Source organism: Halioglobus sp. D3-4, from assembly GCF_055809315.1.
Window position 1 is genome coordinate 2,936,824 of sequence record NZ_CM147907.1, and the last position, 12,814, is coordinate 2,949,637.

Here is a 12,814-nt window from a genome sequence, read left to right on the forward strand (position 1 = left end):
CACTATAAGTAAAATTGCTAGAACCCAGCGAGCCCATGCTTTTTGTGTCCATGCAGCCCAAACCAAGAACATACCCAAGAATGCAGGAAGCGAGATTAACAATGGCGGAAATGACGGTGGTGAATTAGGTGTAAGTGCTTGATAGGCAAAGTACGTGTAGCATGCCAGAAGACCGAGGCATCCGATTCGTATTGTCCAAGGCCGCTCTATGGTCACTGCTGAAGTCATTCAAGGCCTATTAACGCTTAAAGCAGCGTTGCGTAGCATCCGCCTGCCTTTTCTTGTTATGTGATTCTTCAATGCTCACAGCTGCGGGCGCGGTTGAAAACGCAAAAAATTCTCCGCATACAATTTAATAGTATGAAGGTCTGCTTTTTCGACATCGAATACTGCCTCCCAAGATGAGTCCTGATAATTAACCCCGCGCACCAATAACTGCGCATCATCTATATCGTTGGATTCAAGCCATGCCAAATATCTATTGAAATCAACTGGGTTTAGTCTGGTTGTTGTCTGCATGGTAACGCCACCATAGATGACAATCTGTGCAAAATTGGGCTCTAATTTGAACGAAATAGTCTCCCTATTTTCATTTGTGAGGATTAGACTTTCCTCAGAGATTACTCCAGCTTTTGATCCAATATTTTTAGCTACAAGATTGAACAGATTCTCATGATTGCCCAAATATGTTATCGAAACAACCGAAGTGTCTTTTTCAAATGCTTCTTTCAGGATTGGAGCCAGTACTGTAGATACAGATAGCAACGCGACAAGCAAAGCAAGGACTGTGTTACTAAAACTAAGGTGACGCCGCCAGTCTTGAAAGCTATCGCAGTGGACGCATTTCTTAGCCTTATTTTTAATATCTTCCTGGCAGACTATGCATTGAACTGTCTTTTTGGGGTTTTCTTCCGTCATTTAATTACACTCCAACGCAAAATAGCCACATAACGCCCGCCGCACAGGCGAGCCACGCAGTGGCGAGTCCAGCCACCGCTTGTTAAAGAGCCTCACGATACTCTGCCATCATTTCCTCCATCATTTCTGACTTAATTTCCTCGGTCAAACCGTACTTCGAAGATAGCTCGTCAATAACAGAATCCATATATTGCTCAATGCCTATAAAAAAGGACTGTATTTCCTCTAGCTCCTGTACCATCTTGATGCATCCTTCGTCCGTTGTAATGTCAATTGCTCGTTCGGAGAAGTAGTGATGGACTAGAAAATTTCTTTTCTTTAGGGCTTCTTCCAGTTTCTTCTCTAGTGTCCCGCTTGGAAAGCCGATGTTTTTTAGCGTGCCTATCAGTCTACCCATAGTCTTTGAAGATGCGTCATCACAAAACGAATCGATTCCTTTCTCCCAATCTTCCCGGGTGCTGCAATTGTTCAGGGTCTTGGGGTAGTGATCGACGAACATGATGATGAGCATCATCGATTGCTCTATGCACTGCGCGTAGTAGATTGCTGCCCCGAAATGAGCAAACACATCTTTTCGTAGTTCCTCGCTGTACATCTAGGCCCTCTAGCGCTTGCCGCAGCGGCGCGGAAACCGCGCGATTTTGGCGCCCGGCCCCGCAAGGGCGTACTGCCGGTTTTTGTTATGTGATTCAGCCACAACTAGGCCATAGAAAATTGACGACTACTAAAACGGAGGTGATAGCAAATACCAAAGGGAAAACAACATCAAATAATATTTTTGCAACATTAGATATCTTCAAGTATTGAGCGTTGTACCTAACATCAATTTCCTTTCTTTGGCTCTGAATGTCTATTAGCTCTGAATGGGCTGTACCCACCTCAGGCAGATCTAGATAGTGCTCAAAATTCTCACTTTGACACTCTTTCTCCGTTAAACCAATTACACTTCCCGTGACACTCGCCCCTTTCGTAAGTATGTAAGAAGGCAAATAGTACTTTATTAAATCAAGGGCACCGAACACCAACGAGATTGTGAAACAATAGCAGGTCACAGCCAAAATAAACCATCCAAAAACATCTGGCTTAGCTGATAAATCCAAGCCTATCAGAGATACCTTTTGAGGGAGAGCTTCTGAAACTCCGATAAAAAGGCATATACCCGCCAGCACAAGAAGTTTATTTTTACTCTTAATGTATGCATCACTAAAGGTCAGGATAGTTGCCGCTCCTTGCTCTCACATAACGCTTACCGCAGCGGCGCAGAAACCGCGTAGCGGTTTTTGTGTCCAGCCCCGTCAGGGGCGAGCTGGCGGTACTTGTTAAGTGTACGTTCTCCAAGGTACTAAATAACTCCCCACAACCAATACAAATAACCAAGATAGCCAAAAAATACTACCGGCACACCCACTACAATTGCCAATGAAAGAAGCAGCACTAGACCGGTGCGCGAACGCCCAGTGTACCCGGATTCCGTACGAACCCAAATAAGAGTCTCAGCAAGTAGATCCAAAACTGCTGCGTGTGGCAGCGGGTAAAGTTTGGGGTGAATATGCTGGCCAAGTCCATACATCAGCCAAGCAACTGCAGACATAAGTATTACAAGGCCGGATCCGTAGACAATACTCCAGACAGGTATTTGAAAGAACATTTCCAGAAGGTTTTTGGGTGCAAGTAGCGGATGCTCTCTCGGGTGCATGACAAGTACACTTAACGCTTGCCGCAGCGGCGGCGAAACCGCACAGCGGTTTTGACGTCCGGCCCCGTAGGGGCGCACTGCCGGTTATTGTTATGCCTAATCACCAAATTGAAACCATTTCTCGCTAACTTTTCTTTGAATGGACCATCGTTCTTCCATAATGGAGTCTTTAGGGATTTCTCCTGACGACGAATATATATAGCCGAAATGGCGCACTGGAAAACCTCCGCCGGTTAAAAACTCTACGAATATACTTTTACCCTCTCTCACCGCGAAGACGTTTAAAGCTAGAGCCTCTTCATTCTGGAGCACTTCGATTTTGGTTAGCTTAGGACCTAATTGAGTATATTCCGTCTCAATACGTTGAACCATTTCATCATATTGCGGCAGTCTATAAATGAAAAGTTGGTCTCTCATTTCTAGACCAACCGGAATTGCACTAATAGTCGCGAGTACACATACAATAAGAGGAAACAATGAAAAAAATCTGTCGGTTTTCCAGTTGCGAAAAACACTAGCAATACTGACAACAAGAACAACAAAAAATATTGGCAGCATAACTATTGAAGCAAGTTGGTATTTGCCACTCATTGTTATGACGAAAAGCGTATTTATAAGGAACCATACAATACACAGAACAATTTTGTATCTATGTTTCGAAAGCACGGGTCCCTCGACGTCTAAATGGCATAACGCTTACCGCTGCGGCGCGGAAACCGCGCAGCGGTTTTTACGTCCGGCCCCGAAGGGGCGCACAGCCGGTACTTGTTAATGAGCCGCTCTATCACCATCCCGATTCTTCCCAAATAGCAAAATAAATGGAGCCGCCAACCAGCAACCCAAAAAATACAGCGCAAACCTAGATCTACTCACTTTATTGCGTGAAGTCTCTAGTAGGTATACCCAAGGTACAACACCGCCGAGTACGACGAAAGTAATTAGAATTTTCCCAAGCAATGTTTCTTCAAAGCCAGACGCTCGCGACAGCGAAGTAAAACTCCAGAAAAGGCCGAAGAAGACCACCAAAGAAGCGATGCCGAGAAGCCCCATTGCCCGATCGGAGGAAAGGCTCATTAACGCTTGCAGCAGCGGCGCACGAACCGCGCAGCGGTTTGGGCGTCCGGCCCCGAAGGGGCGCACTGCCGGCACTTGTTATGTGTCCTGGTTGGCACGAGCCCTCCCGACTTTAAAACGCGCCCAATAGAATACCGCAAGAGCCGGAAAAACGAGCAGCCCAGTTTTTAAGCGATGATCTGGCTGAAGCCACTCTAGGCGGGTATCGGCGAACCACATGAGGTAGGTGTTGTAGAGGAGTATCGCTGTGGCGACGCATAGCCAAGCGAAAGAGATCTTATAGATCACACTCCAATTCATTCGTGAGGACTCATATCGAAGGACACATAACGCCCACCGCAGCGGCGCGGAAACCGCGTAGCGGTTTGCGTGTCCGGCCCCGGAGGGGCGCACTGCCGGTACTTGTTATGCGTCATTGGCCTTGATCTCCGCGATGGCTTCTTCGGTAATTACTTGCAGCGCATCTGGATGCAGATCAACCCCCCGGGTACCTCCCAGGTTCGGCACAGAATGATCCATCGCCATCACATCGGTTAAGTATGCCTCCAAAAGTGGAAGAGAATTTTTGTCTCCGATTTGACCGAGTGCACCAATGATGCGAGCTTTTTGTCCGGAGCTGGAATTCAGGAACATGGCTTCCAGAACGTCTGCTGAAGTGGGAGAGCCTATGTTGCCTATAGCCTCTACAGCGCTGAGTCTGGCCAGTAAGAATTCGTGGTCGAGAACGTCGTAGAGCTCAGGAAGAACCCATTCGTCTCGACTATCTACCATTTCGGCAAGACCTGAACCGGCCATATTGACGATCTGGGGATTCTCGTTTGAAAGCAATTTCACCAGTTCATGAATATAATCTCTGCCCTTGACGTATCCGATGTAGAAACATGCAGACATCACCACTTCATCGTCGGGGTCATCCAAGTACTTCGCAATGATTATGGCGTTGGCTGCATCCCCAGAATATCCGAGTTCTTGGATAAATCTCTGCTTCTCAAATCTGGATTGAGGTTGATGTGTCACATCTACACCTTCGCCACACCCGGCGAGAAAGAACAACATAATTGTAGCGAGTATCTTCACGCTGTGGACGCATAACGCTTCAAGCAGCGGCGCCGGTTACGGCGTCCCGGCGCGAAGCGCCCTTGCTGCCTTGACTTGTTATGGGGCTTTCTAATGCCTGACATCCCACATGTATTTTAGGGGCGCCAAGGCAATTGCAACCATCAGAACCAACCCGAAGATTACACCTCGCTCGTCTGAAAAATTCAGGGTACCTCGAAGTTCGGCCGCAACTCCTTGGTAGTGCATACTCGTCAGTGTTATTCCAAACCATACGAAGATTGTATAGCCCACGGCCATAGCGTACAGAATTGTAATTATAGTTAACTGAGACCTCGTGAGTGTTTTTCCCGCTAGCTGAGCAACTAGTAGATATCCACTTACGAGGGTTAAAAATACAGCGTATCCACTGCTGGCATTCGCAATTAGCATCTGCGTAAGAGTAACTGCTTCTACTTCAGTCATTAACTTTCCATAATCCGAGGTTGCTTGCACACACTATCAAGCCCCATAACGCTCGGCACAGGGGCGGACAAATAAGCGCAGCGTTTTGGCTGACCCAGCGACCGGAGGGAGCGATTGCTGCCGCTTGTTAAAAGTCATCGTCTCAATGCCATGAGGTTATTGGGTTTATAGACAGTGCAAAATGTTTCAATGCCTATTTTTATCAGTAGCGAAGTTAGATAAACAGCAATTGCATAGATTCCAATTTTCAGGCCCGCCAACGAACTTACGATAGCACCGGTCAAATATTTTTTATCCAATACGGCTTGCAGGCCATTAGTAAACCACATTTTGTAAACTTCGCTTTCTTTGTCACAAAGTGATTGCCATATTACTGTTTGAAAAGCCGATAAAACGCCCTTTCCAAGTTTTTTCTTTTGCTGAAAAGTAGCTGGTGACGGTAAACGCAACTTTTCCTCGTACGTTAGCAAGTTCTTTGACTCAGAATGAACTTGCTCGACAAAATCCAAGGCGCTTTCAGGAACATTTGCCCCCAACATTTCCAATATTTCATCTTCGTGCTTTGTTTGAATTAGCTTGGCCGCATCACTTTGAATTTTATCTAAGTCCATAAACTCGGACTCTTCTGTTGCTATCGATGATAGCAAGGCCTCTTCATCAAACCTTTTAGCTAAACTAATTTTGAACTCAGACCGGCCATTCTCGGATTTAATATTCTTTTCATAACGTAGTGCCTCAACCATATAAGGCTTTGCTTTATCAAGATCACGTTTTCTCAAGTAGCAAATTGCTAGAAGTGCAGTAGCTTCAAGATATAAGCGTGTAGAACTGGCCACTTTCTTCCGCACACCGATAAAGCCTCTTATTGCATAATCAATCTCTCCGACTTCCATTGCTGTTTCAAATAGCCAGTTCTTCGACTGCATTAGCCTTGTTTCATGGCCAGTAGGCCTGAGAATATTCTGTATATACGCAGTCAGACTTTTACATTCTTCTAGATCCCTACGTGCCGCAGCAATCTTAAGACTTGGCTCCAAGAGTCTTAGCTTTCTTTTTTGTTCTTCTGTAAGTCTAGGTGTGCTCATATCTTTCCGTGACTTTTAACGCCTGCCGCAGCGGCGGCGAAAGCGCGCAGCGGTTTTGGCGTCCGGGCCCGCAGGGCCGAACTGCCGGTTCTTGTTAAGAGTCTTTACCAAGACGGCTTACGATTCCTTGCATGACTTTATTTTTCCTTTTTCTGCCTTTGTAGCTGAATATTTGGGCGATGCTTCCGCCTACGATAACCCCTCCAATAATGCCCACCCACGTATTCCGAAACATTAATTCAGACTTAAGCAAGGCGATTTTTCGATCTACTAAATCAAGTAATGCGCGAACTCCCTCAGAATCCGCTTGGATATTCATCTGATTTGATAGCTCGGCAATCTCAGAAGCCATAATTTGAGCGTAGACAAACATGCCAATAAACACCAGCCCCAGCGCTAAACCCAAAAATGACAAGCGATGGGACTTCTCCAGGCTTTTCTCTTCCTGTAGAAATAGAGAAACTGCTTCTTCCGAAGATACTTCTTCTTCCATACGGACTCTTAACGCCAACCGCAGCGGCGGCGAAACCGCGCAGCGGTTTTGCCGTCCGGCCCCGCAGGGGCGCACTGCCGGTTTTTGTTATGCGCTACCACCACGATGGTGGTTCCATGGAGACAGAATAGCCTGCCTCTGATAGCGACGAGAACAATGATTCGTCTTGCACTAAGCACATACCCTCATGTCCGATGGTTGCGGCGAACCATGATTCCTCACCCTCTCCGTATAGGGCGAGGCTATCACAGTTTGCAGCTATATCTGATGCCGCCTCTTCAAAGGCCGTGATATTCGGCGCGGTTGCCTCCACGGGCTCGGTGTGGCGTGGTCTGATACCGTTGCCGTATATCGTGGTTGGTTGCAAATTTGATGGCGCATTATTGATAGGGAAGCCTGCGACATTAGTTGATGTAGATTCAGGATAGAGCCAGGAGCATACGATGAGACGATGGAGACCCGACAAATAGCGCAGCAGATCTAGCTGTCTAGAAAAATCCTTTTCCTCTACGTAGATCATTGCTGATTAAGGCGCATAACGCCTTGCGCTGCGGCACGGAAACCGCGCAGCGGTTTTTGTGTCCGGCCCCGCGAGGGGCGAACAGCCGCTATTTGTTATGTGTAAGTGGCACATTGTAGCTTACGAACTCCGTAGTAATTTGAATGTCGTAGCATGGCTTTGTTGATCTGTAATTTGCGAGTACCTTTGCATTTGAAAGATTCGATTTGGAAATATAGAAGCCTCCGAGAGCATTGCCAGCATTCTTCGTGATTGCGATGTCAGTTGAGAAACCATTGTAGCCGCCAAGTTGAACAGTAATACCTGCAATGGGAATTGCTTGATACTCTAGGGGAACTGAAATCAAGACTTCGGCTGGATCTTCATTTCCGTTATCGTTTAATGTCACAGAGTATAAAGATTGATCCATAGTCTGATTAAAAGTATGTGGCACATCTGCACCTTGTTGGTAGCACAAGTCTTGAGTCGCATTTGCTTGCGCCGAGAAAATCACAAAAAAGACTATGTATCGCATCATGAGCTCGCTCTCACATAACGCTTACCGCAGCGGCGGCGAAACCGCGCAGCGGTTTTGACGTCCGGCCCCGCCAGGGGCGTACTGGCGGTACTTGTTACTGGTGCGGCTTGATGATGCACCAACGAAGAAATAGGCCGGAGCGCTAGCGGAGGCAACAATACGAACGAGGCTGACTGGTAAGACAAATGCACGTTTTGTCGCTCTCCCTGCTACAGCGTGACTGAACGAAACTGATGGACCTAATACTACCTGCGATTTCGAAAGTGGACTACCCACCTGATGCGGACTAAAAGCTTGCCAAAAACGGCGCCACTCAGGACACTGAGATGTTCGTGAACGCTGCACAGTAACGCTTGCCGCAGCGGCGGCGAAACCGCGCAGCGGTTTTGACGTCCGGCCCCGCCAGGGGCGTACTGGCGGTACTTGTTACTGGTGCGGCTTGATGATGCGCCAACGAAGAAATAGACCGGAGCGCTAGCGGAGGCAACCTTGCGAACGAAGCTGACTGGCAAAGCAAATGCACGTTTTGTGGCTCTCCCTGCTACAGCGTGACTGAACGAAACTGATGCCCCTAATACTACCTGCGATATCGAAACCAGACTACCCGCTTGATGCTGGCTAGAAGTTTACCGGAAGCAGCGTTGCTCAAGCCCCCGAGATGTTCGTGAACGCCGCACAGTAACGCCTGCGGCAGCGGACGCGCTGTAGCGCGGTCCGGCGACCGAAGGGAGCGTACTGCCCGTACTTGTTCTGTGCACCGAACCGGCAAGGACTAAACATCTACGATGCCTGCGATTTGGCCAAGAATGCGAACGGGATAGAAAAAGGCCCAAACACCTGGCCGATCACCGCCCATAGTGGCCCGCTTCCATTACGGTTTGTAGCAATCCGCCAAGCGATGCCGCCGCAAATAATCCAGAACAAAGCAACGATATACGGTGTGACCATCAGAACTCCTCGCGATATTCGATTCGGTGCACAGAACGCCTAGCGCAACGGCGACGAAACCGCGCAGCGGTTTTGACGTCCGGCCCCGCCAGGGGCGCATTGCCGCTACTTGTTACTGGTGCGGCTTGATGATGCGCCAACGAAGAAATAGGCCGGAGCGCTAGCGGAGGCAACAATACGAACGAAGCTGACTGGTAAAGCGAATGCACGTTTTGTTGGCCTCCCTGCTACAGCGTGACTGAACGAAACTGATGGACCTAATACTACCTGCGATTTCGAAAGTGGACTACCCACCTGATGCGGACTAAAAGCTTGCCAAAAGCGGCGCTACTCAGGCCACTGAGATGTTCGCGAACGCCGCTCAGTAACGCTTGCCGCAGCGGCGGCGAAACCGCGCAGCGGTTTTGACGTCCGGCCCCGAAGGGGCGTACTGCCGGTTTTTGTTATATTGCATAGAACGCTATAATCACTGCAATTGGAATTAACTTAGCCAGCCATGACCCAGACTCGCAGAAGACACCTAGTAGAGCCTCACCAAGTATTTGTAGAGACAGGTATAAAGGAGCTATCAGAATATACTGAAGCCAACCGCTGTCGTTCTCTCGTGACTCAAACCATAGCATGCCACTGAAACATAAAACTACAACGAGCAAAGAGCTCAAATACGCCCAAGCAGGAAGAAATTTGGCCGATTCTTCCGATTTCGAAATTTCAATCATCGGCAATATAACGCCAACCGCAGCGGCGGCGAAACCGCGCAGCGGTTTTGGCGTCCGGGCCCGCAGGGCCGCACTGCCGGTTTTTGTTATGTGCTGCTCGCATAGTACGCATTCAGCTCCTTAGCCACCGCAACCATAGCACGCCATTTTGGGTGCTTCACCAGCTCTATGACACTGTGGGTTTTTAGACCAACAGCCTCTCGTAGTAAACCGTAAAGATGCGCAAGTCCCTTAAGTTCATCTTCAGTGAATTGAGACAACATCTCTTCAGATTTTGGATGATAGAGATCATCGCAGAAACCGCACAGTAACTCAGCATAGACATCTGCGCTCGGTACATCCTTCTCGTATTGCAGCTGCTTGCTCGGGTGTGCAAGTAGATCAATTTCATCGATTATTGATTGTCGGAGGCTCATGGCACATAACGCTTGCCGCAGCGGCGGGCGAACCGCGCAGCGGTTTGTCTGTCCGGCCCCGCAGGGGCGTACTGGCGGTACTTGTTACGTGGTGACATTGAGAACCTCCACCGTTTCACAGGAGAACGTGCCACGCAGCCCACAGCAGGCTTCGATCTCAATTTGAATTGGCAATGTATCAGCACCGATACTCAATTTGTCGATTACGTTTTCTGTGAATAGGTCGTGGATATCAACATCGTACGCGCCAGTAAACTGTATTTCCACAACAGCACGTTTGTCTTTATCAGAGTCAATGTAGGAGATCGTGAGCCCGATACTTCCGGCCTTCTCAAAAGAGAAGCGGCGAATTTTTCCGTCGCAAAACTGAGGCCAATACCCAAAGTGTTTTACTACAGCCTCTGAGTTTTGAATCATGTGCGCCTAGCCACGTAACGCCTGCGGCAACGGGCGGCCTGAAAGGCCGTCCGGTGAGCGCAGCGAACGAATTGCCCGCCCTTGTTATAGCGCATATGAGCCTGCCTTTGCTCGAATTGAGGAAATGACGTCCGGATCAGTAATTTCGGATAGGCCATTTCTGAAGTTGCCCAAACTAGCTTTCAAGCTTTCGAACCAAGCCTCGCCATTTAGCAGGATGGTTTCGCCAATTATATGGCCGTCACCGTAAGCGGAGTTTTTGAAGCCAGGGTGATCGTATGTATCAGCGGCAACACGTTTAACTCTAAATACACCTGCCAAATAGAAATCTTTGGGGCTACCCCCTTCCCCACTGATTATCCAGACTAGATTTGAAGAGAGATTACGGACAGATTTATTCGTGTGGATATAGGGCTCGGCCATATCAGATGCTGAAAAGCCCATTTCCTCACTATTGTGATATTGAATGAAATGCCTCATGTCGCTCCTGCGCTATAACGCTTACCGCAGCGGCGGCGAAACCGCGCAGCGGTTTTGACGTCCGGCCCCGCCAGGGGCGCACTGGCGGTATTTGTTACTGGTGCGGCTTGATGATGCACCAACGAAGAAACAAGCCGGAGCGCTAGCGGAGGCAACAATACGAACGAGGCTGACGGGTAAGACAAATGCACGTTTTGTGGCTCTCCCTGCTACAGCGTGACTGAACGAAACTGATGGACCTAATACTACCTGCGATCTCGAAACCAGACTACCCGCTTGATGCTGGCTAGAAGTTTACCGAAAGCAGTGTTGCTCAAGCTACCGAGATATTCGTGAACGCCGCACAGTAACGCCCAGCTTTGGGGCGGACTACGCAGTAGGCCGTCCCAGCAGGCGTAGCCTGCGCTAACAGCGTCTTGTTATGTGTACGATGCTTCATGAAAGAGCCATATGTCGAAAAACGGCCAAACTGGCGAAAACCCACACAATAAAAACAACAGCCATACATGCTCGAATACGCGATGAACTGGTGGCCCCTGCGCAACGTTGGCAGATAGCCATTTCTTGGAGTTGCGCTCCGCACGATAAGCATAGACTAGAATTTGAGCGATAGTTACGTCTGAGTAACAAAACAAAACCGAGTGGCAGAACAATAAGCCAGGGTACAAGTATCAAGTATTGCCAAATCATGCCCGCGCTCTAGTACACATAACGCTCACCGCAACGGCGACGAAACCGCGCAGCGGTTTTGTTGTCCGGCCCCGTAGGGGCGCATTGGCGGTGCTTGTTAAGTGTTTTCACTACGATATACGCTTACTATGTGTTGGCAGGCATCGATTACCCATGATGTTTCTTGCTCCACAATTTTCTCTCTTTCTGCATCCATCCTGGCAAGACCGGCTTCTGACCAGAGCTCGCGGACGTTACCGACTGGTATATGAGATATCCGGTCATCTAGATTCATGAATGCAATAAAGTCCGGGTGATACTGGTCTCCAGTTACCTTCTCTGCCAAATAGTAAAGCTTAGTGGCGCCAGCTCCTATTTCAAGTTCTCCGGATAGGATTGCCGCTGCAATATCACGTGCTTCCTCGACGCTCATTCGGACACTTAACGCTTGCAGCAGCGGCGCACGAACCGCGCAGCGGTTTGGGCGTCCGGCCCCGAAGGGGCGCACTGCCGGCACTTGTTATGTGTCCTGGTTGGCACGAGCCCTCCCGACTTTAAAACGCGCCCAATAGAATACCGCAAGAGCCGGAAAAACGAGCAGCCCAGTTTTTAAGCGATGATCTGGCTGAAGCCACTCTAGGCGGGTATCGGCGAACCACATGAGGTAGGTGTTGTAGAGGAGTATCGCTGTGGCGACGCATAGCCAAGCGAAAGAGATCTTATAGATCACACTCCAATTCATTCGTGAGGACTCATATCGAAGGACACATAACGCTTACCGCTGCGGCGCGGAAACCGCGCAGCGGTTTTTGCGTCCGGCCCCGAAGGGGCGCACAGCCGGTATTTGTTAGGTGGACGTCGAATTAGCATAGCGCCAGATACCATACAGCCAGAGCCCCAGCACCCAAATTAGTATTATTCCAGACAACAAACTTAACCCATCTATGTATAGATAAGAACCAGCCATAAACGAAAGAACTATGTTAAGTAATATGCCTTGTCTGGCAATTTTTGCTTTTGCAGGGTACTCGTATTCTTTGAATTGGCCAAAATTGACCAAAAAACCGAAAAGAACAAGTAGAAGGAGAAATAGCGCAAACCAATATTCGAGGGGGCCAATGACAATGCCAACGCACAGCGCACAGATAGCAGCAAAAAAAAGATATTTGGCTATCGGCGAATGCTGCATCTCGTAGCCACAGTTCAGGCATTTGACCGGAAGCACTGACACGAAGTCGGGCCAACCACTCTCGCATTCCAGATCTTTAGAATTGCATTTAGCACAGACGTTCTTGCGAGTCACAGCTTAGTCCACCTAACGCTTGCCGCAGCGGCGGCGAA

14 protein-coding genes are annotated in these 12,814 nt (G+C 48.7%); all 14 read right to left on the bottom strand.

What is annotated here, in order from left to right:
• Positions 1-303 precede the first annotated feature (303 nt).
• The 14 genes from AC0L6S_RS12640 to AC0L6S_RS12705 all read right to left on the bottom strand — a co-directional run bounded on the left by AC0L6S_RS12640 (position 304) and on the right by AC0L6S_RS12705 (position 12,776).
• Positions 304-918 (bottom strand): hypothetical protein, encoded by a 615-nt coding sequence (locus AC0L6S_RS12640; protein WP_473424340.1) that lies wholly within the window; start codon positions 916-918, stop codon positions 304-306.
• Positions 919-1,000: 82 nt separating this feature from the next.
• Positions 1,001-1,513 (bottom strand): hypothetical protein, encoded by a 513-nt coding sequence (locus AC0L6S_RS12645; RefSeq protein ID WP_473424341.1) that lies wholly within the window; start codon positions 1,511-1,513, stop codon positions 1,001-1,003.
• A gap of 1,197 nt (positions 1,514-2,710) precedes the next feature.
• Positions 2,711-3,205, bottom strand: a complete 495-nt coding sequence (locus tag AC0L6S_RS12650) for a hypothetical protein (RefSeq protein ID WP_473424342.1) — start codon at positions 3,203-3,205, stop codon at positions 2,711-2,713.
• Positions 3,206-3,382: 177 nt separating this feature from the next.
• A complete protein-coding gene (locus tag AC0L6S_RS12655) occupies positions 3,383-3,763 on the bottom strand; it encodes a hypothetical protein (RefSeq protein ID WP_473424343.1) in 381 nt (126 codons plus the stop codon).
• 330 nt (positions 3,764-4,093) lie between these two features.
• Positions 4,094-4,765, bottom strand: a complete 672-nt coding sequence (locus AC0L6S_RS12660; protein WP_473424344.1) for a HEAT repeat domain-containing protein — start codon at positions 4,763-4,765, stop codon at positions 4,094-4,096.
• A 90-nt stretch (positions 4,766-4,855) separates the two neighbouring features.
• A complete protein-coding gene (locus AC0L6S_RS12665) occupies positions 4,856-5,209 on the bottom strand; it encodes a hypothetical protein (protein WP_473424345.1) in 354 nt (117 codons plus the stop codon).
• A gap of 134 nt (positions 5,210-5,343) precedes the next feature.
• Positions 5,344-6,294, bottom strand: coding sequence for a hypothetical protein (locus AC0L6S_RS12670; protein WP_473424346.1), 951 nt, complete (start codon positions 6,292-6,294; stop codon positions 5,344-5,346).
• 94 nt (positions 6,295-6,388) lie between these two features.
• The gene (locus AC0L6S_RS12675) at positions 6,389-6,787 is read right to left on the bottom strand and encodes a hypothetical protein (protein WP_473424347.1); all 399 of its coding nucleotides are present in this window, start codon (positions 6,785-6,787) and stop codon (positions 6,389-6,391) included.
• A 608-nt stretch (positions 6,788-7,395) separates the two neighbouring features.
• Positions 7,396-7,824 carry a hypothetical protein gene (locus AC0L6S_RS12680; protein ID WP_473424348.1) on the bottom strand — a complete coding sequence of 143 codons (429 nt, stop codon included), beginning with the start codon at positions 7,822-7,824 and terminating at the stop codon, positions 7,396-7,398.
• 1,753 nt (positions 7,825-9,577) lie between these two features.
• Positions 9,578-9,907, bottom strand: a complete 330-nt coding sequence (locus AC0L6S_RS12685) for a hypothetical protein (RefSeq protein ID WP_473424349.1) — start codon at positions 9,905-9,907, stop codon at positions 9,578-9,580.
• 84 nt (positions 9,908-9,991) lie between these two features.
• Positions 9,992-10,324, bottom strand: a complete 333-nt coding sequence (locus tag AC0L6S_RS12690) for an Imm50 family immunity protein (RefSeq protein ID WP_473424350.1) — start codon at positions 10,322-10,324, stop codon at positions 9,992-9,994.
• An 84-nt stretch (positions 10,325-10,408) separates the two neighbouring features.
• On the bottom strand, positions 10,409-10,804 hold the full coding sequence (locus AC0L6S_RS12695) for a hypothetical protein (RefSeq protein WP_473424351.1): 396 nt from the start codon (positions 10,802-10,804) through the stop codon (positions 10,409-10,411).
• 787 nt (positions 10,805-11,591) lie between these two features.
• Positions 11,592-11,906: a DUF2489 domain-containing protein gene (locus AC0L6S_RS12700; protein WP_473424352.1), complete on the bottom strand. Its 315-nt coding sequence runs from the start codon at positions 11,904-11,906 to the stop codon at positions 11,592-11,594.
• A 414-nt stretch (positions 11,907-12,320) separates the two neighbouring features.
• Positions 12,321-12,776, bottom strand: a complete 456-nt coding sequence (locus tag AC0L6S_RS12705) for a hypothetical protein (protein ID WP_473424353.1) — start codon at positions 12,774-12,776, stop codon at positions 12,321-12,323.
• Positions 12,777-12,814: the final 38 nt, after the last annotated feature.